General features: G+C 68.1%; 20 protein-coding genes. 14 read left to right on the forward strand and 6 right to left on the reverse strand.

Annotated features, from left to right (window positions below; all coding sequences use genetic code 11):
- Positions 1-104: 104 nt before the first annotated feature.
- The 4 genes from carA (at position 105) to rpoD (ending at position 6408) form a co-directional block, all read left to right on the forward strand.
- Positions 105-1259, forward strand: a complete 1155-nt coding sequence (carA, locus tag J7346_RS02015) for a glutamine-hydrolyzing carbamoyl-phosphate synthase small subunit (RefSeq protein WP_209117211.1) — start codon at positions 105-107, stop codon at positions 1257-1259.
- A 50-nt stretch (positions 1260-1309) separates the two neighbouring features.
- The gene (locus J7346_RS02020; RefSeq protein WP_209117213.1) at positions 1310-2443 is read left to right on the forward strand and encodes a patatin-like phospholipase family protein; all 1134 of its coding nucleotides are present in this window, start codon (positions 1310-1312) and stop codon (positions 2441-2443) included.
- Positions 2444-2506: 63 nt separating this feature from the next.
- Positions 2507-4381 (forward strand): DNA primase, encoded by a 1875-nt coding sequence (gene dnaG / locus J7346_RS02025; protein WP_209117215.1) that lies wholly within the window; start codon positions 2507-2509, stop codon positions 4379-4381.
- Between the two features lie 77 nt (positions 4382-4458).
- Entirely contained in the window at positions 4459-6408 is a 1950-nt protein-coding gene (gene rpoD / locus J7346_RS02030) for an RNA polymerase sigma factor RpoD (RefSeq protein ID WP_209117217.1), read from the forward strand.
- Positions 6409-6438: 30 nt separating this feature from the next.
- Here rpoD and J7346_RS02035 read toward each other — a convergent pair whose 3' ends face one another.
- The 3 genes from J7346_RS02035 to J7346_RS02045 form a co-directional block, all read right to left on the reverse strand.
- Positions 6439-8577 carry a histidine kinase dimerization/phosphoacceptor domain -containing protein gene (locus J7346_RS02035; RefSeq protein WP_209117219.1) on the reverse strand — a complete coding sequence of 713 codons (2139 nt, stop codon included), beginning with the start codon at positions 8575-8577 and terminating at the stop codon, positions 6439-6441.
- Complete coding sequence (locus J7346_RS02040) at positions 8570-9157, reverse strand: biliverdin-producing heme oxygenase (protein WP_209117221.1); 588 nt, start codon at positions 9155-9157, stop codon at positions 8570-8572. The genes J7346_RS02035 and J7346_RS02040 overlap by 8 nt, the downstream gene beginning before the upstream one ends.
- A gap of 115 nt (positions 9158-9272) precedes the next feature.
- On the reverse strand, positions 9273-9620 hold the full coding sequence (locus tag J7346_RS02045; protein WP_209117223.1) for a DUF1428 domain-containing protein: 348 nt from the start codon (positions 9618-9620) through the stop codon (positions 9273-9275).
- A gap of 234 nt (positions 9621-9854) precedes the next feature.
- On the opposite strand from J7346_RS02045, the gene J7346_RS02050 reads away from it, so the two are divergent.
- Together J7346_RS02050 and J7346_RS02055 are read left to right on the forward strand one after the other, a co-directional pair.
- Positions 9855-11801 carry a DEAD/DEAH box helicase gene (locus J7346_RS02050; protein WP_209117225.1) on the forward strand — a complete coding sequence of 649 codons (1947 nt, stop codon included), beginning with the start codon at positions 9855-9857 and terminating at the stop codon, positions 11799-11801.
- 44 nt (positions 11802-11845) lie between these two features.
- Positions 11846-12166, forward strand: coding sequence for an Mpo1-like protein (locus J7346_RS02055; RefSeq protein WP_209117227.1), 321 nt, complete (start codon positions 11846-11848; stop codon positions 12164-12166).
- A gap of 3 nt (positions 12167-12169) precedes the next feature.
- Here the strand turns inward: J7346_RS02055 and J7346_RS02060 are convergent, their stop codons facing one another.
- On the reverse strand, positions 12170-12703 hold the full coding sequence (locus J7346_RS02060; protein ID WP_209117229.1) for a 3D domain-containing protein: 534 nt from the start codon (positions 12701-12703) through the stop codon (positions 12170-12172).
- Between the two features lie 161 nt (positions 12704-12864).
- Between J7346_RS02060 and J7346_RS02065 the strand changes: the two genes are divergently transcribed.
- From J7346_RS02065 to J7346_RS02085, 5 genes are read left to right on the forward strand one after another with little or no spacing between them, the layout of a single operon-like run.
- A complete protein-coding gene (locus tag J7346_RS02065) occupies positions 12865-13299 on the forward strand; it encodes a protease inhibitor I42 family protein (protein ID WP_209117231.1) in 435 nt (144 codons plus the stop codon).
- A 46-nt stretch (positions 13300-13345) separates the two neighbouring features.
- On the forward strand, positions 13346-14020 hold the full coding sequence (locus J7346_RS02070) for a nitroreductase family protein (RefSeq protein ID WP_209117232.1): 675 nt from the start codon (positions 13346-13348) through the stop codon (positions 14018-14020).
- A 28-nt stretch (positions 14021-14048) separates the two neighbouring features.
- Positions 14049-15071, forward strand: coding sequence for a S1/P1 Nuclease (locus J7346_RS02075; protein ID WP_209117234.1), 1023 nt, complete (start codon positions 14049-14051; stop codon positions 15069-15071).
- Positions 15072-15074: 3 nt separating this feature from the next.
- The gene (locus J7346_RS02080; protein ID WP_209117236.1) at positions 15075-15863 is read left to right on the forward strand and encodes an RNA methyltransferase; all 789 of its coding nucleotides are present in this window, start codon (positions 15075-15077) and stop codon (positions 15861-15863) included.
- A 56-nt stretch (positions 15864-15919) separates the two neighbouring features.
- On the forward strand, positions 15920-16441 hold the full coding sequence (locus J7346_RS02085; protein WP_209117238.1) for a hypothetical protein: 522 nt from the start codon (positions 15920-15922) through the stop codon (positions 16439-16441).
- Here the strand turns inward: J7346_RS02085 and J7346_RS02090 are convergent.
- The gene (locus J7346_RS02090; RefSeq protein WP_209117240.1) at positions 16433-17149 is read right to left on the reverse strand and encodes an NAD-dependent deacylase; all 717 of its coding nucleotides are present in this window, start codon (positions 17147-17149) and stop codon (positions 16433-16435) included. The genes J7346_RS02085 and J7346_RS02090 overlap by 9 nt on opposite strands.
- 421 nt (positions 17150-17570) lie before the next feature.
- Here J7346_RS02090 and J7346_RS02095 point away from each other — a divergent pair, with 421 nt between their 5' ends.
- Positions 17571-18677, forward strand: coding sequence for an S-(hydroxymethyl)glutathione dehydrogenase/class III alcohol dehydrogenase (locus J7346_RS02095; RefSeq protein WP_209117242.1), 1107 nt, complete (start codon positions 17571-17573; stop codon positions 18675-18677).
- Between the two features lie 9 nt (positions 18678-18686).
- Here the strand turns inward: J7346_RS02095 and J7346_RS02100 are convergent, their stop codons facing one another.
- A complete protein-coding gene (locus J7346_RS02100; RefSeq protein ID WP_245157551.1) occupies positions 18687-20060 on the reverse strand; it encodes a M20/M25/M40 family metallo-hydrolase in 1374 nt (457 codons plus the stop codon).
- Between the two features lie 136 nt (positions 20061-20196).
- Between J7346_RS02100 and J7346_RS02105 the strand changes: the two genes are divergently transcribed.
- Positions 20197-20580: a VOC family protein gene (locus J7346_RS02105; RefSeq protein ID WP_209117244.1), complete on the forward strand. Its 384-nt coding sequence runs from the start codon at positions 20197-20199 to the stop codon at positions 20578-20580.
- 83 nt (positions 20581-20663) lie between these two features.
- A complete protein-coding gene (locus J7346_RS02110; protein ID WP_209117246.1) occupies positions 20664-22127 on the forward strand; it encodes a sodium:alanine symporter family protein in 1464 nt (487 codons plus the stop codon).
- Positions 22128-22141: the final 14 nt, after the last annotated feature.

Genomic DNA, 22141 nt, shown 5'->3' on the forward strand with positions numbered 1-22141 from the left:
TGCCGGTTGACCGCGCGGTCCGGGCCTCCTAACACCCTGCCGCTTCCGGCCCCTGTCGATACGCGACGGGTGCGCGGGGGCGAACTCCGCGATAGGATGCCGCCATGACCCGAACCCTTCCCGGCGTAACCGGCGTGCTGGCGCTCGCTGACGGTACCATTCTGCAGGGCCTCGGCTGCGGCGCAGAGGGCGCGGCCCTTGGCGAGGTGGTCTTCAACACCGCCATGACCGGCTATCAGGAAATCCTGACCGACCCCTCCTATATGAGCCAGATCCTGGCCTTCACCTTCCCGCACGTCGGCAATGTCGGCGTGAACGCCGAGGATGTGGAGCAGATGGGCGAGAGCGCGGCCACCTCGGCGCGCGGGGCCATCTTCCGCGACGTGCCGACCGCACCGGCCAACTGGCGCTCGGGACAGTCGTTCGACGCCTGGATGAAGAGCCGCAATGTCGTCGGACTGGCCGGCGTCGACACCCGCTCCCTGACGGCCCGCATCCGCGAGAGCGGCGCGCCGCACGCGGTGATCGCTCACAGCGCCGACGGCCAGTTCGATCTGGATGCCCTGGTCGCGCAGGCGCAGGGCTGGCAGGGTCTGGTCGGACTGGACCTGGCGAAGGACGCCTCGACGCTTCAGGCCTTCGACTGGGATCAGGGGCTGTGGGACTGGCCCGAGGGCTATCCCCGGGTCGACGCGGCCGACAAGTCGGTCGTGGTCATCGACTATGGCGTGAAGAAGAACATCCTGCGGGCGCTGGCCTCGACGGGCGCGAAGATCACCGTGGTGCCGGCCACCACGGCGGCCGAGGACATCCTGGCCCGCAAGCCGGACGGCGTGGTCCTGTCGAACGGCCCGGGCGACCCGGCCGCGACCGGCGAATATGCCGTGCCCGAAATCCGGAAGCTGGTCGCCTCGGGGACGCCGGTGATGGGCATCTGCCTGGGCCACCAGATGCTGGCGCTCGCCATGGGCGCGAAGACCATCAAGATGGATCAGGGGCACCACGGCGCCAATCACCCGGTCAAGGACCTGACTACCGGCAAGGTGGAGATCGTCTCGATGAACCACGGCTTCACCGTGGATCGCGACAGCCTGCCCGATGCCGTGACCGAGACCCACGTCAGCCTGTTCGACGGCACCAATTGCGGCATCGCGCTCAAGGACAAGCCGGTGTTCAGCGTGCAGCACCACCCCGAGGCCAGCCCCGGGCCGACCGACAGCCTGTATCTTTTCGAGCGGTTCCGTAAGCTGATGGCCTAGTCCGGACGGGGGCTGTGTCCTCGGTCGTCTGATCCGCGAAGGGAGACCCCATGGTTCGCCTCGCCCTCATCGCCTGTCTCGTGCTGGCCACCGGCGCCTGCGTCAGCGGTGAGCGCTCCAGCTTCGGACCCGAGGCGCGCATGGGCGCGATGCCGATGGGGCTCACGGCGCCCGAGCGCGACCCCTATCGCTTCTATCTGGACGATCCCGATCAGGTGGGCGTGTTCGAGGCCCGGCTGAGAGAAGGCATTCCCATCGGTCCCGACGGCCATCTGGACCTGGTCGCCCTGTCGGGGGGCGGGTCGAACGGCGCCTTCGGGGCCGGCGTGTTGGCGGGATGGACCGCTTCGGGAGAGCGCCCGGACATGGAGGTGGTGACCGGTGTCTCGACCGGCGCACTGGCCGCTCCGTTCGTCTTCCTCGGCCCGGACTGGGACGATGAACTGGCCGAGGCCTATACGGGGGGCGCGGCCAGCAATCTGCTGCAGCCACAGGGGCTGGGGGCGTTCTTTGGCTCGGGCCTCTACAAGGGCGATCCCCTGCGCGAGCTGGTCGAGCGCTATATCGATGAGGCCGTGGTCGAGGCTGTCGCCGCGGAGGCTGCCAAGGGGCGTCTTTTGCTGGTGGCGACGACCGACCTGGATGCGCAGCGGGGCGTCGTCTGGGACCTTGGCGCCATCGCGCAGCGGGGTGGACCCGAGGCCTTGGCCCTGTTCCGCAATGTCCTGATCGCCTCGGCCAGCGTGCCGGGCGCCTTCCCGCCCGTGCTGATCCCGTCCGAGGGCGGCGGCCAGCAGTTCGAGGAGATGCATGTCGACGGCGGGGTGGCCACGCCCTTTCTCGCCCTCCCGGAGACCTTCTGGTCCTTCCATGACGAGACCGGGGCCCTGAACGGAGGGCGCATCCATGTGATCGTCAACGGGCGGACGGGCCCGGCCTTCAAGGTCACAGAGGACAGCTTCGGCCGGGTTCTGGAGCGCAGCCTCGACACCCTGATGCTGACCAGTCTGGTCAACACCCTGGCGGGCAACCGGGCCTTCGCCGAGCGCAACGGCATCGCCTTTCGCTATGCCACCCTGCCGGATGACGCTGCGGGCGATCCGCTGGACTTCAGCGTCGAGTCGATGCGGAAAATCTATGAGGTCGGGCGCGCCGGCGCGACGGACGGGTCGATCTGGCGCTAGGGCGGCAGGCGGGACCGCCGTGAGTCCCTGACGCGCGCGCGAAATCCGGTCTATAGGGACGCGGTGAGGTTCGACGAACGATACATCGAGGAGCTGAAGTCGCGGCTGCGACCGTCGGACGTGATCGGCCGGACGGTGAAGCTGAAGCGTCAGGGGCGGGAATTCGTCGGCCTGTCGCCTTTCACCAAGGAGAAGTCCCCGTCGTTTTTCGTCAATGACGAGAAGGGCTTCTTCCACGACTTCAGCTCGGGCAAGCACGGCGACATCATCAGCTTCCTGCAGGAGACCGAGCGGCTGAGCTTTGTCGAGGCGGTCGAGCGGCTGGCCAATGAGGCGGGGCTGGCGCTGCCCGCGCCCGACCCGCAGGCCGCTGCCCAGGAACAGCGGCGCAGCACCCTGTTCGACTGGACCGAGCTGGCCATGAAGTGGTTCGCCGCCAATCTGCGCCGCTCGGTCGGGACCGGCACGCGCGAATATCTGAAAAAGCGCGGTCTGCCCGAGGACCAGTGGGAGCGGTTCGGTCTGGGCTATGCCCCCAACGACCGCGAGGGGCTGAAGACCGCCCTGATCCAGAAGGGGGCGACGCCGGGCGATCTGGTTGAGGCCGGCCTGCTGATCTCGCCCGAGGGTGGCGGATCGCCCTATGACCGGTTCCGCGACCGGCTGATCTTCCCCATCCTGGACGACCGGGGCCGGGTGGTCAGCTTCGGCGGCCGGGCCATGAATCCGGACGACCGCGCCAAATATCTGAACGGTCCGGAGAGCCCGCTCTTCCACAAGGGGGCGACGCTCTACGGCATGCCCGAGGCGAGGAAACTGCTGGGCGTCTCGAAACAGGCAGGGCTGGTGGTCGTCGAAGGCTATATGGATGTGATCGCCTGCCAGAGGGCGGGCATTCCGGCGGTCGCGCCCATGGGCACGGCCCTGACCGAGGAGCAGATGGCGCGGCTGTGGCGCGTCACGCCCGAGCCCATTCTGTGCTTTGACGGCGATGCGGCCGGGCAACGAGCCGCCGGCCGGGCGGTGGAACGGGCCCTGCCGCTGCTGAAGCCGGGGCGGAGCTTCCGCTTCTGCCTGCTGACCGACGGCCGGGACCCCGACGACATGCTGCGCGAGGCGGGGGCGCCGGCCCTGCGCGAGGCGCTGGCCCGGACCCGGCCCTTCGTCGAGGTACTGTTCCAGAAGGAGGCCGAGGCCGAACCGCTGGACACGCCCGAGCGGCGGGCGGGGCTTAAGGCCCGGCTGCGGCAGGCGACCGAGGCGATCACCGACCGGGATCTGGCCGAACAGTACCGGCGCGACCTGTACGAGCGGTTCGATGCCGTCATGCCCGGTCGCGCCCCCCGCACCGCAGGGCGCCCGGACCGTCCCGGACGGGAGTGGCGCCGGGGTGCGCCCCCCGCCCCGCTGGGGCAGACGCCCGAGGGCGCCGAGGCCCTGCATGCCTTCAACCGCTCGATCGAGCCGATGGCGGCCGCCCTGGCGCTTGCGGCGCTGGCCGATCCCGAGCGACTGGACGCCCATCTGGAGACGGTGGCCGAGACCGGCTTTGGCGATCCGGCGCTCGAGGGCCTGACCCAGACGATGGTCGGGCACCGGCTGAGTGGCCCTTCTTCCCTTGACTCTGGTGCCCTTCATCGCCATCTGGCGCAATCGGGTTACGAGGCCCTGTTGCACGAGGTCGAGAAGGCGGCGGCGAAGTCCGGTGCGCCCTTCCTGGCAGAAGATCTGCCCCTCGGCGAGGCCCGCACCCTGTGGTCGCAGGCGTTCGAAGCCCTGACCCGCATTGCGGCGTTGGAGCGGGCGCTGGCCTTGGCGAAGTCGGAGGCCCACCGGGCGTTCGACAGTTCGGCCTTCACACAGCTGAAGGCGGAACGCGATGCCCTGCGGCGTGCGATCAAGTCGGGAAGCCTTTGGGAAGACACCGCAGGAGCCTAACGAGGGCGCGGGCGTTTTCCTGTTCATATAGTGCCGTTTAGCCACAGTGCGGCGGCAGGTCGGAGACGGATAACGGGATGAGCGCGCAGACGGACACCCAGGAGAACGAAACCTCGAACGACGGTCCCCTGCTCGATCTGACCGATGCCGGCGTCAAGAAATTCATCAAGCAGGCCAAGACCCGTGGCTATGTGACGATGGAGGACCTGAACAAGGTCCTGCCGTCCGAAGAGGTGACCCCCGACCAGATCGAGGACACCCTGGCCATGCTGTCCGAGATGGGCGTCAACGTCGTCGAGGCCGAAGAGGACGGCGAGGCCGCCCAGGGCACCGAGGTGGCCGAAAAGGCCGAGACCTCGGTCTCCGAAACCGACGCCAAGCCGACCTATGACCGCACCGACGACCCGGTGCGCATGTATCTGCGCGAGATGGGCTCGGTCGAACTGCTGAGCCGCGAGGGCGAGATCGCCATCGCCAAGCGGATCGAGGCCGGTCGCGACGCCATGATCTCGGGCCTGTGCGAGAGCGCCCTGACGTTCGAGGCCATCATGGTGTGGCGCGACGAACTGCTGAACAACCGGATCCTGCTGCGCGAGGTCATCGACCTCGACGCCACCTATGGGGTGCTGAACCCCGCCAGCCTGCCGCACAACCAGCCGCCCCAGCCGATTCCCGGCCAGCCCAAGCCTCCGCGCACTGCCGAGGAAGCGGAGAAGGAAGCCGAGGAAGAGGAAGACGAGGACGATTTCGACGACGGCGGCGGGATGTCGATCTCGGCGCTCGAGGCCGAACTGCGCGACGGCGTCATGGAAGTGCTGGACGAGGTCGCCAACGACTTCGGCGCCTTCCGCCGGCTGCAGGACAAGCTGGTCGAGGCCCGTCTGAAGGGCGAAACCCTCTCGGCCAAGGACCAGAAGGCCTATGAGAGCCTGTCGGTGGCGATCTCGGATCGCCTCAAGTCCATGAAGCTGAACAACAATCGCATCGAGGCGCTGGTCGACCAGCTGTATGCGATTAACAAGCGTCTGATGTCGCTGGAAGGCCGCCTGCTGCGCCTGGCCGACAGCTATGGCATCTCGCGCCCCGAATTCCTGAAGGCCTATTTCGGCTCGGAGCTCGACCCCGAGTGGGGCGAGCGGGTCAAGGAGCTGGGGGTGCGCTGGACCAAGTTCAGCGAGAACGAATCCGCCCAGATCGGCCAGATCCGCGCTGACGTCGCCGCCGTGGCCTCGGAAGCCGGCCTGCCGATCGACGACTATCGCCGCATCGTCCAGAAGGTGCAGAAGGGCGAGCGCGAGGCCCGTCAGGCCAAGAAGGAGATGGTCGAGGCCAACCTCCGCCTGGTGATCTCGATTGCCAAGAAATACACCAACCGCGGTCTGCAGTTCCTGGACCTGATCCAGGAGGGCAACATCGGCCTGATGAAGGCGGTCGACAAGTTCGAGTATCGCCGCGGCTACAAGTTCTCGACCTACGCTACCTGGTGGATCCGGCAGGCGATCACCCGCTCGATCGCCGACCAGGCGCGCACCATCCGTATCCCGGTGCACATGATCGAGACGATCAACAAGATCGTTCGCACCAGCCGTCAGATGCTGCACGAGATCGGCCGCGAGCCGACCCCGGAAGAGCTGGCCGAGAAGCTGGCCATGCCGCTGGAGAAGGTGCGCAAGGTCCTGAAGATCGCCAAGGAGCCGATCTCGCTCGAAACCCCGATCGGCGACGAGGAAGACTCGCACCTCGGCGACTTCATCGAGGACAAGAACGCCGTCCTGCCGATCGATGCGGCCATCCAGTCGAACCTGCGGGAAACCACCACGCGCGTGCTGGCCTCGCTGACGCCGCGTGAGGAGCGGGTGCTGCGCATGCGCTTCGGCATCGGCATGAATACCGACCACACCCTTGAAGAGGTCGGCCAGCAGTTCAGCGTGACCCGCGAACGGATCCGCCAGATCGAGGCCAAGGCGCTGCGCAAGCTGAAGCACCCCAGCCGGTCGCGGAAGCTGCGGTCGTTCCTCGACAGCTAGGGACGGAGCGGCCCTGCGGGGCCTCCCGGCTTATTCGTTGCTGTCGAGGCGCGCTGGGATGATGAGGTCGGCCGTGAGGCCGGTCTTGCCCCGGCTGTAGGACATGCTGCCGCCCAGCTGCTGGGCCATGGACTCGACCATGCGCGAGCCGAAGCCCTTGCCCTTGGTGTGCTCACCCTTGCCCTGATCGGCGACGCGCAGGCTGAGCCGCGAGTCCAGCGGCTCCAGCGTCACCGAGATCGGCCCGGGCTCGCCGGAATAGGCGTACTTCTGGGCGTTGATGACCAGTTCGGTGAAGATCAGACCGACGGTCACCGCGCGCTCCGGCTCGATGGCCAGCGGTGCAAGGTCGTGGCGGATGTGGTCGCCCCACTCCGGGCCTGAGGCCTCGCCGAGGTCGTCGATGAGCTCCGACAGATAGCGGGCCAGATCGACCGTCTCGACCGTCTCGGACCGGTAGAGGCGGCTGTGCACCAGCGACACCGCCTTTACCCGCCGGCGCGCTTCCTCAAGCGCCGGAGCGCCCGGCCCTCCGCCATGCTCGCGTACCTGCAGGCCGAGGAAGCTGGAGATCAGCTGAAGGCTGTTCTGCACCCGGTGATTGACCTCGCGCAGCAGGAAGTCCTGACGCACCAGTCGATGGTCGCGATCCGCCACCTCGGCCGCGAGACTGCTGTTGCGACGCCGCAGCGCACGGATTTCGCTGAACTCCACAAGGGCGTCGCGGAAGCGCTGGGCAGATTCGACCTCGGCCGGGGTCCAGGGCCGCGACTGGCCCTGGACGGTCTCCGCCCAGGCATCGAACGAGGCGCGCGGGGTCAGGGCCGACGGCGAGCCGTTGCGCACCCCCGCGTGAGGGTCGCCGGCCCAGCGGACCGTCTCGACATGTTCGGCGCGGAACCAGAGCAGGCAGACCGGTTCGGCCCCGCCCACGACCGCTCCGACCAGGCCGCTGGCCTCGCGGACCCACGGCTTGCCCAGAGGCGTCAGCTTTTCAAGGCAGCGACTGACCACCAGCCGGCCGTGGGGACGGGCGCGCAGCCAGTCGGCCATGTCGGCCAGAGCCCGTGTATCGGGGGTCAGGCCGGTCTGGTGGATATCGCGTTCGCCGACGACCGCGAAGCCGGTCGCGCCGACCAGCCGCATCAGGCTGGGAAGCTCGGCAGCAAGGCCATCCATCAACGTCCGGTCGAGGGGCAGGTCGGCGATCAGGCGCTCTTCCATCAGGCGCTGTTCGACCCGCTCTCGATAGGCGGTCGCCTCCATCCGCCCCTGGATCTGGCGAGCGAGGTTGCGGGCGAGAACGGCGGCGACGGCGCGCGTCTCGCGGTCCATCAGGCGCGGGGTGTTGTGATGGCAGGCGACCAGACCCCACAGGCGGCCGTCGATCACGATCGAGATGGAGGCCGAGGCCCCGACGCCCATGTTCCGCAGATACTGCAGGTGGACGGGCGAGACACTGCGCAGCACGCATTCGCTGAGGTCCAGCGGATGATCGCCCTCCGCCGGACGGAGGGGGCGGGGCGTATAGCCGGCGTCGGGGATGATCCGCACCGGATTCTGCACATAGAGGGCGCGGGCCTGTCGCGGGATGTCCCCGGCCGGGAAATGCTGATTGAGGAAGGACGCCATGCCCTCGGCATGGGCCTCGGCCACCACGCAGCCCGAGTCATCCTCGAGGAAGCGGTAGATCATGACCCGGTCAAAGCCGGTCAGGCGGCGGAAGGTGCGGGCGGCCTCGTCCGTCAGCTGATCGAGGGTGCGGGTGCGCTCGAAGGCGGCGGCCGCCTCATCCAGCTGCGCCATCCGGGCCACCGACATCACGCCTTCGTCCGAGGCCCGCTCCAGCTCAACGAGCAGGCCCTGCGGTCCACGCAGGGCGGAGACGTCATGGGGAACGCCGGCCTGGTCCTGCCACCGCCCGACGAAGGTCGAGACGGCGGGCTCCACCTGACGCGCGGCGCGGGCGAGTTCAGCCCCGATCAAGTCGGCCAGCGGGCGGTTCAGCCAGTCGTCAACGCCGGTCAGCGCCTCGATATCTCCGGCTCCCTGAACGACGTCGCCGGAGTCGGAGAGGCGGAACAGAAGGCCGTGCGGCTGGATGGCGCCGGGGATGTGGATCGGCTCGCGATCGCAATCCGTCAGGGTCAGGTTGGCGGCATCAATCATACAGGGAGTTCTGGGGAATAGCGGGGGAACGAAGGACGGAAAAGGCGAAGTCGAAGGCGTGCCGGGCACCCGAGACAACGCGTCCCGGATCGGCGTGTTGCGTGCTGACCTCGCGGTCGATGATCGCCATCACCTGACGCCATCGAACACCGACATCATCTCCATAAAAGCTCAAAAACCCGAGCCCCGTCAAATCGATACCTTGGCCGTACAGCTGGCGGGACAGGACATGCCCCCCGAGAGCCGAGCCCTCGACCACATAGAGCCACCCCAGGCCCCCGGCCCGGTCTGACCCATCGGGCATCAGGTCTACCGGGGGCTCGGCGGCCCCCAATGCCTGAAGGTCGGACCGGAGCACGGGAAGGCGCGAGGCCCGCTCCGGATCATATCCGTCGACCCCCGTCAGTGACCGCCGCAGGACGGCCTCGGCCGCCGCATGAAACCGGTAAAAAGCCCGGACCAGGTCGAGGCGGTCGTCCGCCCGGCGCACCCGGACCTCGAGGTCGACGGCTTCGTCGAGACGTTGATGCGCGACGGCCGTGCCTTCGCGGAGGGACTGGATAACGGGAGGGACGCGCACATCCCCAGTCTGCCTGTCTCTGCTTCGCCCGTCGAGCGCGAGACTTCGGGAAAGCGCAAGCCCCGCCCGGGAGTGCCCCTCCGGACGAGGCTTCCGGTCTGGTGCCCCGGTCGTCCTAGCCGTCGATCAGGACGTCGAAGCCCGCAAAGATCATGCGTTTGCCGTCAAACGGCATGTCCAGCTTCATCATGCGTTCGTCCTGCATCAGGACCTCCCATGCCGTGTCGCGCGTCGCCTTGTCGGGCCAGGTGATCCAGCCGACGGCGACGGTCTCATCGGTCTTGAGCTGAACGGCCTTCTTGAAGTCGGTGACCTTGCCGTCAGGCACGTCCTCGCCCCAGCACTCGGTCACCTTCAGGGCACCCTGCTCCTTGAAGAAGACCGTCGACTGGCGCGAATGCTCCAGATAGGCGGCCTTGTTGGCGGTCGGGACCGGGATGACGGTAATGTCGAGAAAGGCCATGAGGGGCTCCTTGATTGCCCTGTCGCTCGGCTCGCGGGGCCGCGCTACTTGAGGGCGGTGTATGCGGCCAGCTGACACCGGAATGGGGACGCGGGGAAGGGGCTCGCGCAAAACCCGCCCCACCATGGCCTTTATCCGTGTATAGAGGCGGCCTCCCTTACCGCCCGGCCCGAGGTTCACGCCTTGGCCGGGCGCGGTCGTTTCGGCGACCCCTCTTGCTGTTCAGGACCTTCGATGCCGTTTCCCGCTACCCACCCCGCGCTTGATCGCGCCCTGGCCGACCGTGGCTATGCCGAACCCACCCCGGTTCAGGAAGCCGTGCTGGAGGGCGACCATTCCGGGGCGGACCTGCTGGTCTCGGCCCAGACCGGCTCGGGCAAGACGGTGGCCTTTGGCCTGGCGGCGGCCCCGACCCTGCTCGGCGAGGCCGAACGGTTCGGCAAGGCGGACAAGCCCCTGGCGCTGGTGATCGCCCCGACGCGTGAACTGGCTCTGCAGGTCGCGACCGAACTGACCTGGCTGTACGCCGGGACGGACGCCAAGCTGGGCACCTGCGTCGGCGGGATGGACGCCCGAAAGGAAGCCCGCGCCCTGGGCTGGGGCACCCATATCGTCATAGGCACGCCCGGCCGCCTGAAGGATCACATCGACCGCGGCAATCTGGACCTGTCCCAGCTGAAGCTGGTGGTGCTGGATGAGGCCGACGAAATGCTCGACATGGGCTTTCGCGAGGACCTTGAGTTCATTCTGGACCAATCGCCGGCCGAGCGCCGGACCCTGCTGTTCTCGGCCACCATCGCGCGCGACATCGCCCTCATGGCCAAGCGCTATCAGCGCGACGCGGTACGGATCGATACGACCAACAAGAGCCAGCCGCACGGCGACATCGAATACCGCGCCATGCGGATTGCGCCGAACCAGATCGAACACGCCGTGGTCAATGTGCTGCGCTTCTTCGAGGCGCCGGGCGCGCTGGTGTTCTGCTCGACGCGCGAGTCGGTGAAGCACCTGCAGGCGGCCCTGCGGGAACGCGGATTCCAGTCGGTCGGCCTGTCGGGCGAGCTGAGTCAGCGGGAGCGCACCGATGCCCTGCAGGCGCTGCGCGACGGTCAGGCGCGGGTCTGTGTGGCCACCGACGTGGCCGCGCGCGGGCTGGACCTGCCCGACCTGGGGCTGGTCATCCATGCCGAACTGCCGGTCAACCGGGCGACCCTGCTGCACCGGTCGGGCCGGACAGGCCGGGCCGGCAAGAAGGGCGTGTCCGTTCTGCTGGTGCCCAATCCGAAGCGCCGCCGGGCCGAAATGCTGTTGTCCTCGGCCGGGGTCGAGGCCAGCTGGGATGCCGCGCCGGGTGCCGACGCCATCCGCGCGCAGGACGAGGCGCGCCTGATCGCCGGCTCGATCTTCGATGAATCCGTGACGGACGAGGATTTCGCCCTGGCGAAGCGGCTGATGGCCGAGCGCACGCCGGAAGAGATCGCCTGTGCCTTCATCCGCCTGCAGCGGGCCAAGATGCCGGCGCCCGAGGAACTGACCGACCCGGGCGAGCGTCCGGCGCGCCGGGAACGCGGCGACGCGGACACCGCCTGGCCGACCGAACGCCTGCAGCCGCACGAAGTGGTGTGGTTCCGCGCCGATGTGGGCCGGAACTCTGCCCCCCGTCCGGCCGATCCCAAATGGCTGATCCCGGTGATCTGCCGTCTGGGCGGGGTCACCAAGCGCCAGATCGGCTCGATCCGGACCTTCGCCCATGAGACGCGCTTCGAGATCGCGCGCGATGCGGTGGACGCCTTCCAGAGCACGCTGGCCGCGGCCAGGAAGCCCGAGATCACGGTCAGCCCCTCGGAGGCCCCCGACGGCGCCTATGAGGCCCGACCCAAGCGGCCCTTCGTCAAGAAGCCCTATGCGCCGCGCGCCGAGAGCGAAGCTGTCGGTGGCGAAGACGCGCGTCCCGCCTGGAAGGCCAAAAAGCCGGCCTTCCGGCCCGACACCGGTGCCGCCCCGGCCGAGGACCGCAAGCCGTGGAAGGCCAAGGGCAGCCCCAAGACCAATGGCAAGCTGCGGGGCAATGCGCCGTTCAAGGGCGGTGCACCCAAGCCGCGCGCCGAGGGTGCTCCCGCTCCGGCCCGGTCAAAGCCGCCTTTCCGCAAGGGCCCCAAGCCTCAGAAGCGGGCGGGCTGATCTGACGTCTTGCCTTACCGGGCGTCGGGGGACAGTGTTCGGCCATGAGCACGCACGCCCCTGACGAACGGTTCGCCTCGTTCGAGGCCTTCTATCCATACTACATCCACGAGCATTCCAACCGGACATGCCGGCGCATCCACATCGTGGGATCGGCGCTGGTGCTGGTCGTGCTGGTTGCCGCGATCGCGACACGGAACGCCTGGTGGCTACTGGCCATGCCGCTGGTCGGCTATGGCTTTGCCTGGGTCGGGCATTTCTTCTTCGAGAAGAACCGGCCGGCGACCTTCAAATACCCGCTGTGGAGCCTGATGGGCGACTGGCGGATGTTCTTCGAGACCGTCACCGGCAAGCGCCGGTTCTGAGGATCAGTCCCAGGCGGGCGGGCAGCCGTCGAAGGTGCCGGCATGGACCACCGTCAGGCTGCGCATGTTCAGCGGCATGATCGGCGCCATCGATCCGCGGCCGTGGCCGGTGTAGAGGTCGATCTTGTTGCCCTTGATGGCCCCGCCGGTGTCCGAGGCATACCAGTAGCCGTCGTGGATGGTGCCGTCGGCCAGCACCAGACCGACCGTTTCCTTGATGAACAAACGGGTGCGCCGGGGCACGACGCGCGGGTCGATGGCCACGGTGCGCATGGCGATCGGGCGGCAGCCCAGCGAGTCGTTGCCGGTCGCTCCACCCCCGCCTGCGTGATAGAGGCGCGCCGACAGGTTCCAGTCGGCCGGGCGTACAGCCAGGGCCTTCTGTTCCTCGCTCAGGGCCAGCCAGACATCGGCGGCGAACCCGTGCTCGGCCGCTTCGGCCTCGGCCGAAACGAGCGTTTCGTAGGGAACGGGATCGATGGATGAGGTGACCGACGGGGTCACCAGGGCCAGCACCAGGGCGAGGGTCTTGAACATGATCGGATCGCTGAATCACCGGCCCTCAACCCGACCGGCGCCGGGGGTGTGCCCACCGAATGGGACAAGAAGACGGCAGGGATAGCGATGGTCGGTCAGGTCCTGTGGGTTGGCCTGTGGACCGGTTGCCGTCAGGGTAGAGGCCAAGAGGGAGAAAACTCATGCGGATCGTGCGGTTAGGACTTCTGGCTGTGGTCGCCGTCACTGTGCTGGCCGTCTATGCCTGCGACAGGGTGACGCCCTCGCCCGACGGGCCCCTGCCCGCCCCGGTGCCCGAGGGAGTGGCGCTGGTGGTGGATGAGGCCACCGGCCCGGTTTCGGTGAGAACCGGCCAGACCTTCGCGGTGACCCTGCGCTCGAATTTCGACTGGCAGATCGCCGCCCTGCCCGACGGGTTGGAACTGCTGGGAACCGGGACGGGACCGACCACCACCGCCCAGCGCGACGGGGGCGAGACCGGCGGGGCCAGCTGGTTCGTCTTCCACCTGAGAGCTGCCGCACCCGGCGAAGGCGAACTGGTGCTGAACGAGGCCCCCGGCTGGGAGCCCGAAAAGCCGATGCGCACCCTGGCCATCCCGGTGCGGGTGGAACCCTGAGCCCCTGCCGGGCTATCAAGGGCGCTCACTGCCGTGGAGCCGCCCGATGAAGGATCACCCCTCGACGCCGCTGATCGGCTATGCGGCGCTGTCGGATGCCGAAGCCGTCGCGCGCGCCACCGCGTTTCGCGACGAGATGGGCCGGCGGCGGACCGTGCGGGAGTTCTCGGACCGGCCCGTGCCGCGCGCCGTCGTGGAACAGGCGCTGCTGACGGCAGGCTCCGCCCCGTCGGGGGCCAATCACCAGCCCTGGTTCTTCTCCGTCATCGAAAGCGCCGAGGCCCGCGCCCGCATTCGCGCGGCGGCCGAGGCCGAGGAGAAGGCCTTTTACGAGACCAAGGCGCCGCCGGAATGGCTGGAGGCGCTGGCGCCGCTGGGCACCGACCCGGACAAGGGGTTCCTGGAGGTGGCGCCGGTGCTGATCGCCATCTTTGCCCAGAAGCGCGGCGGGCCGCGCCCCGGCGACGCCAAGAAGAACTATTACGTCACCGAGAGCGTCGGCATCGCCACCGGCCTGCTGATCGCGGCCCTTCACCGGGCCGGCCTTGCGACCCTGACGCATACGCCCGCGCCCATGAGTTTCCTCAGCGAGATCTGCGGTCGCCCCGCCGAGGAAAAGCCGTTCCTGTTGCTGGTCGCGGGACATCCGGCGGACGACGCCACCGTGCCGCTGGCCGCGCTGGACAAGAAGCCGCTGGACGCCATCGCCGCATGGATTTAACCCCGCCCGCAGTTGCCGGAGCCCTGCCATGAAACGCCTGATTGCCGCCGCCGTCGCCCTGACCCTGATCGCCCTGCCCGCTGCGGACGTCGCGGCCTGGGGCGCCAGTGGACACCGGATGGTGGGTCAGGCCGCCATGCGCGCCCTGCCCGAAGAGCTGCCGGCCTTCCTGCGCACCCAGGAAGCCGCCGCCCAGGTGGGCGAGCTGTCGCGCGAGCCCGATCGCTGGAAGGGCGGAGGCCAGCCCCACGACCGCGAGCGGGACACGGCCCACTTCGTCGACATGATCGCCGACGGACGTGTGATGACGGAGGCCGGCCCGGACATCCGTGCGCTGCCGGAGCTCAAGTCCGAGTATGACGCCCAGCTGCTGGCCGCCGGGATCAATGTCAATGACGCCGGCTATCTGCCCTATGCCATCATGGACGCCTGGCAGCAGGTGGTTCAGGATTTTGCCTACTGGCGCATCCTGGCCGCCGCAGAGGCCCGCGAGACCGATCTGGCGCGTCAGGCCTGGTACCGGGAGGACCGGCTGCGGCGCGAGGCGCTGATCCTGCGCGATATCGGCATGCTGTCGCACTACATTGGTGACGGCGCCCAGCCCCTGCACACGACCATCCACTACAACGGCTGGGACCGCGACACGGACAACCCCGAAGACTTCACCCGCTCGCGCCGGACGCATGGCATGTTCGAGGGTGATTTCGTCCGCGACCGCGTCAACCTGCAGGGCATCGAGGCGGCCATGATGGCGCCGCGTCTGGATGGCTTTGAGCTACGCGCCCGCATGGCCGACTATCTGCTGGTCTCGCTGGGCGAGGTGGTGCCCTTCTATCGTCTGGAGAAGGCCGGGGGCTTCGTCGAGGCCGACCCGCGCGGCGTGAACTTTGCCACGGTGCGTCTGGCCGCCGGGGCCTCGGAACTGCGCGACCTGATCGTGCTGGCCTGGCGCGAGGCGGGAACCCGGTCGGTCGGCTGGCCGAACGTCAAGGTGTCCGAGGTCGAGGCCGGCACCGCCGACCCGTGGCTGGCCATGATCGGTCAGGACTGAGCCTTGGACGACGCGCCCGCCCTGACACCGCCCGTCGTCATCCTCGACAAGCCGCAGCTGGCCGACAATATCGGTGCGGTCGCGCGGGTGATGGCCAATTTCGGGCTCGACAAGCTCCGGCTGGTTTCGCCTCGCGACGGCTGGCCGCAGGACCGGGCGTGGGCCACGGCGTCGGGCGCCGACTGGGTGCTGGAGGGGGTGCAGGTCTTCGACAGCGTGGCCGAGGCGGTCGCCGATCTGACGCTGGTCTATGCCACCACGGCGCGCCATCGCGAGCTGCGTCTGCCGGTGCTGACCCCGCGGGAGGGATCGGCGAGACTGCATGATGCCGCCGCCCAGGGACAGGGCATTGGCCTGCTGTTCGGCGGCGAGCGCGCGGGTCTCGAGACGACCGACATCGCCCTGACCCAGGGCATCGTGACCATTCCGATCGACCCGAAGCACCACTCGCTGAACCTAGCGCAAGCGGTGGCGATCAATGCCTATGAGTGGCGCACCGGCGTGCTGAACGCCCCGCCGCCGCGCTTCCGCGACGAGGCCCCGCCCGCATCGCAGGCGCAGCTGGAAGGCATGTACGGTCATCTGGAGACCGAGCTTGAGGCGGGGGGCTTTTTCCATCCCCCCGAGATGAAGCCGGCCATGAGCCGAAACCTGCGCGTCATGCTGGGCCGCGCGGGTCTGAGCGCGCAGGAGGTCGCGACCTTTCGCGGCGTGATCCATGCCCTGGCCAAGGGTCGCGGACGGGCCCTGGCCAAGCTGGCGGCGAAACGCGACGCCGACCGTCAGGACTGATCACTGGCGCCACCTGCGCCACGGGCGGACAGTCTCCGTGAACCGGAGAGACGCCCATGCGAACCCTGCTGTTTTCCGGACTGACCACCGTCGGCCTGATGGCTATGGCGGCACCCGCCTCGGCCCAGTCGATGAATGTGCCGGCGATTGTCGAGGATGTTCTGGGTCAGATCTGCGTGCCCTATGCCCGCACCGGAGATGTCGCGGCCGCCATCCGGGCGGCGGAGGAGCTGCGCTATGAGATCATTGCCGACGAGAGTGGGATGGACCTCGAGTCCGATCAGCCGTGGGCCTATGTGCGGCTGACGCGCCGTCATCATGGCACGGTGACGCTGGACCTCAGCTACGGGCGCGGCCTGTGTTCCGTCGGCGTCTATGAGGGCGGGGCGTCGAACATGGCCCCGGCCGCCGAACCCTTCGTTCAGGCTCTGGGGCTGCAGCCGCTGGTGCAATCCATCGAGGGACAGTCTACCACCGACATAGCCGTCTGGCGCAGCGGCTCCACCCAGCTGGTCATCAGCCGCAGCCCGCGCTTCTCGCCCGGATCAGAGATGGTGCTGAGCTTCGAGCTACCCTGACAGCGATCTGACGAACTCCGGCACCACCCGGGTTGCGGGGCCGAAATGCGTCTCGTCGAAGAGGTCGGAAATCAGCGACGGCTCGAGGTTCAGCTCGACCGTGCGGGCGCCCGCGTGGCGGGCGATCTCGACGAAACCGGCCGCCGGATACACGGCGCCCGAGGTGCCGATGGCGACGAACAGGTCGCAGGCCTGCAAGGCGTCGTGGATGACCTCCATCTCCAGCGGTATCTCGCCAAACCAGACGATGTGCGGGCGCAGGCGACCTTCGGGGTGATGGGGCGAGGCGCTGTCGACCGTCAGATCGCCGGGACAGTCACTGATCCGCCCCGTGCGGGTGCAGGCGGCCTTCAGCAGTTCGCCATGCATGGGGATCAGGCGAAAGCCGGACGCGGGCTCCACCTCCGCATGGGCGCGGGCGTGCAGATCGTCGACATTCTGGGTGACGAGTGTCAGCGCCCCCGGCCAGCGCGCGGCGAGCTCCGCCAGCGCCCGGTGCGCGGCATTGGGCTGGACCTCGGTCAGCTGACGTCGGCGGGCATTGTAGAATTCGTGGACCGTCGCCGGATCGCGGTGAAAGGCCTCGGGCGTGGCGACATCCTCGATCCGATGGCCCATCCACAGCCCGTCCGAGGCGCGAAAGGTCGGCACGCCGGACTCCGCCGAAATGCCCGCGCCGGTCAGGATGACGATGTTGCGGTGGGTCACGTTTGAGCCGGCCGCTTTCGCCGGTTGGCGCGAAGGGTGCTTTCTGAACGTCTGTATTCCGGTGCCAGGCTGTACTTGTCCTTACGATCAAACTGCCGGTCGCCATAAACCGCCATCGCTCGAAGCAGTCGGATCCCCCGCCATGTCACAAAGGCGAACCAGACTGCCGCCAGCCCCAACAGGGCCGTCGTGACGGGAGTGTGAGGTACGAGAAGTGCCAGCAGACACAGAAGAAGCGTCGGGAGAATGGCCGGAGGCCTTGGCCCATGGTCAATCCAGCTACGGTCAACCCACCGTCGCACCAGAAGATAGGATTTTCGCGACCGGCCCACGCCTCATCTCCTGCCTCCTGCGGAAATGTGTCAAGCCTTGATCCGCTCTGCCTGGAATGCCAATCCGGTCGAGGACGAAGGAGCCCCCCATGAAGACCCGCGCCGCCGTAGCCTTTGAAGCGAAGAAGCCGCTGGAGATCGTCGAGGTCGATCTGGAGGGGCCGAAGGCGTTCGAGGTGCTGGTCGAGATCAAGGCCACGGGCATCTGCCACACCGACGCCTATACGCTGGACGGGCTGGATTCAGAGGGCATCTTCCCCTCGATCCTCGGCCATGAAGGTGCGGGCGTGGTGGTCGAGGTGGGGCCGGGCGTGACCTCGGTCGAGGTCGGCGACCATGTGATCCCGCTGTACACGCCCGAATGTCGCCAGTGCAAAAGCTGCCTGAGCCGCAAGACCAATCTGTGCACCGCCATTCGGGGCACGCAGGGCAAGGGCCTGATGCCGGATGGCACCAGCCGCTTCAGCTACAAGGGGCATGCGATCGCGCATTACATGGGATGCTCGACCTTCTCGAACTACACGGTGCTGCCCGAGATCGCCCTGGCGAAGATCCGCAAGGACGCCCCGTTCGACAAGGCCTGCTACGTCGGCTGTGGCGTGACCACCGGCGTGGGCGCGGTGGTCAATACGGCCAAGGTCGAGCCCGGCGCCAACTGCGTGGTGTTCGGCCTGGGCGGCATCGGGCTGAACGTCATCCAGGGCCTGAAGATGGTCGGGGCCGACATGATCGTCGGCGTCGACATCAACAATGACAAGGAAGAGTGGGGCCGCAAATTCGGCATGACCCATTTCGTCAATCCGAAGGATGTCTCGGATGTCGTCGCCCATCTGGTCGAGCTGACCGGCGGCGGCGCGGACTACACCTTTGACTGCACCGGCAACACCACGGTCATGCGTCAGGCGCTGGAAGCGTGCCACCGCGGCTGGGGCGAGAGCATCGTCATCGGCGTGGCCGAGGCCGGCAAGGAGATCGCCACCCGCCCGTTCCAGCTGGTCACCGGCCGGGTCTGGCGCGGCAGTGCCTTTGGCGGCGCGCGCGGCCGCACCGACACGCCCCGCATCGTCGACTGGTACATGGACGGCAAGATCGAGATCGACCCGATGATCACCCACACAATGCCGCTGGAAGACATCAACAAGGCCTTTGACCTGATGCACGAGGGCAAGAGCATCCGGTCGGTGGTGGTGTTCTAGACCCCGCGCTTACCGCCCTTCGGGGCGGCCGCCCTCGGCCCAGGTCGGGACGAAATCGCCTTCGGCCAGCGCCGTCAGCGGCACGACCAGTGACTGGATCGCCTGGGTCATATAGTCGAAATTGATGTTGTCGATCGTGTCTTCGGGCGTGTGATAGGTCGGGATGGTCGCCCAGCCGGAGATGGTGTGGGCGACCACGCCGCGCAGGGCGAGCGCATAGTTGTCCGACCGCTGGAAGAAGTTCTGCTCGGGATAGGGGTCGGGTCCGATCAGGGCGCCGCGGGCCTTGAGCTCCGGGCCGAAGTTCGAGCGCTCGAAGCCCGTCATCATCATCACGCCGGGCGGCAGCTGCGGGTCCTGATCGGCGATCATCTCGATCTCGAGATTGGCCTTGATGGTGTCCAGCGCGACCGGCGGATGGTCGACGAAGTAGCGCGAGCCCAGCAGGCCCGCCTCTTCCGAGCCATAGGCCACGAACATCACATTCATGCGGTGCGGGCCGGTGCCCGACAGGGCGCGCGCCAGCTCGATGACCGCGACCGTGCCCGAGGCATCATCGTTGGCGCCATACATGACGACGCCGTCCGAGCGGACCCCGATATGGTCGAGGTGCGCCGACACCATGATCGTGCCGGCCTCGGGATTGGTGCCGGGTAGCCAGCCGATGGCATTGGTGGTCACGCCTTCCACCACGTCCGATGCGCCGGGGTCGAAGGCCGCTGCCTTACTGCCTGCACCCGCAGCCAGCCGGTCCCAGGCCTCGGGCGAGACGACCAGCACAACCGGCCCCGACCGGGGCGTATCACCCGCCAGCCGGATCACCGGATCGCGCGAACCACCGCTCGCCGTGGCCTGGGCCAAAACCTCGGTACGGCGCATCACCACGACCTTCGCGCCCGACCGCATGGCCGCGCCGAACACCGCCCGCACGCCCGGCCCCTCGGGCGGGGCGATCATCAGCACCTCGGCCGAAGTCGGCAGGGCAGCGGCATCCGTGGCGACCGTCACCGTGCCCCCGGCCGCGCCCAGCCCTCCGGTCAGGATGGCGAAATCCTCGCCCTGGGTGAGCGTCATGTCTCCCACCGTCAGCCGGGCCTCGCCCGACGGTGTGGTGATCACCACCGGCACCTGTTGCAGATAGCCGTCCATGCCGGGCACCGGCGTCAGGCCCGCCAGACGGAACTGGCTGGCGACATAGGCGGCGGCGATCGCCTCGTCCCGGGTGGCGCTGCCGCGCCCCTGAAGCTCAGGCCCGGCGAGGAAATTCATGTGGGCTTCGACGGCATTGCGCTCGACGCGCACGGTGGCCTGGGCCAGAGCCGGCCCCGCAGACAGACACAGCAGGAGGGCAGCGGTAGCGGTGGCGGCGAGGCGCTTCATCATGGATCGTCCCGAAGGCTGAGGAAGCGGCAAGCGTAGCCGCCCGGAAGATCAGCGTCGAGGCGCCATCGCAGATCGCACCTTGCGCGTCTGCGTCCGTTCGCTAAAACAACGGACATCGTTCATCGGGAGGGAAGCCATGTTCACCCACATCACCGTCGGCGCCAATGACGTCGAGGCCTCGCGCCGCTTCTATGACGCCGTGTTGGGCGCATTGGGGCATGAGCCGGGACAGGGGCCGGACCCCAAGGGCCGCTTCTGGTGGCGGACGCGGATGGGGGCCTTTGCCATTGGCACGCCGATCGACGGCGAGCCGGCCTGTCACGCCAACGGCGGCACCATCGGCTTTGCCGCCAAGTCGCCCGCGATGGTCCAGGCCTTCCACGACGCCGGCGTGGCCGCGGGCGGCAAGGCGATTGAGGATCCGCCCGGCGAGCGCAACGGTCCGTTCGGCACCCTGGTGCTGGCCTATCTGCGCGATCCGTCGGGCAACAAGGTCTGCGCGCTGCACCGGCCCGGGTAACGCCGCAAGGTCAGAAAAGCGTTCCCATTCCGGGACAGGCCGTTAAGGTGCCCCCTTTCATCGGCATCCCGGGGGAATGGGGAATGAGCGACGCAGCAACGCCCGCAGGCGTGCAGGCCTTCTACGACCAGGTCACCAACGTCAGTGACTTCATCTGGGGCGGGACCTGGAACGGGGCGGAGGTTCTGCCCTTCCCGCCCATGGTGATCGTGCTGCTGGGCGTCGGCGCCTGGATCATGATCGGTCTGCGCTTCTATCCGATCCTGAAGCTGGGCGAGGCGTTTGCCGGACTGTTTAAAAAGGACGCGTCGGGCAAGGGCGAGATCTCGCCGTTCGCGGCCCTGTCTACTGCCCTGTCGGGACAGGTGGGCACGGGCAACCTCGCGGGCGTGGCGACCGCCATTACCCTCGGCGGACCGGGGGCCCTGTTCTGGATGTGGGTGACGGCCCTGTTCGGCATGGCGCTGGCCTTCGCCGAGGGCTCACTCGCCATCCGCTTCCGTGACGTGGGGCCGGACGGCACCTATCGCGGCGGCCCGATGAGCTACATCCGCAAGGGTCTGGGCAAGAAGTGGGGCTGGCTGGCCATCCTGTTCTGCCTCGGCACCCTGTTCTCGGCCGTGGCCACGGGCAACATGATCCAGGCGAACTCGATCGCCGACTCGATCGTGGCGCTGGCGCCCATGCCGGAATGGGGCGCGGGCCTGATCGTGGCCGGCGCCGTCTTCGTCGTCATAATCGGTGGCATCAAGTCGATCGGCAGCGTGGCCGAGAAGGTCGTGCCGGTCATGGCCATCGCCTATCTGATCCTGGCGCTGCTGGCGCTGATCCTGAACTTCCAAGACCTGCCGGCCACCTTCGGCATGATCTTCGGCAGCGCCTTCCAGCCCAGCGCCGCGACCGGCGGCTTCGCCGGGGCAGCGGTGATGATGGCGATCCGCGCCGGTGTGGCCCGCGGCCTGTTCTCGAACGAGGCCGGTCAGGGCTCGACCCCCATGGCCCACGCCGTGGCCCAGACCGACGACCCCGCCCGTCAGGGCCGGTTCGCCATGATGGGCACCTTCATCGACACCATGGTGATCTGCACCATGACGGGCCTTGTGATGCTGACGGTGCAGGGGGCCTTCCCCGCCGGCGCCGGTACGGTCGAGCACGTCTGGAATTCGGACCTGCGCGGCTTCGAGATGACGCTGGCGGCCTATTCCGCCGTCTTCCCGCAGATGCTGTTCGGCCAGACCACGCTTGGCGGGCTGGTCGTGTCGGTGGCGCTGATCCTGTTCGTGTTCACCACCCTGCTGACCTGGAGCTACTATGGGGAGCGGGCCGCGACCCATCTGTTCGGTCAGGGCGTCGCCATTCCCTGGCGCCTGCTGTGGGTGGTCATGATCTTCGTCGGATCGTTCCAGCACATCGAGTTCGTGTGGCGCATGGGCGACATCTCGAACGCCGCCATGGCCCTGCCGAACCTGATCGCGCTCGCGGCGCTGTCGGGTGTGGTCTTCGCCCTGGCTCGCGGGAACAAGACCGCCGGCAAGGATCACGACTGAGACTGAAGGAGACG

Source organism: Brevundimonas sp. A19_0 (assembly GCF_017744255.1).
Taxonomy (GTDB): Bacteria; Pseudomonadota; Alphaproteobacteria; order Caulobacterales; family Caulobacteraceae; genus Brevundimonas.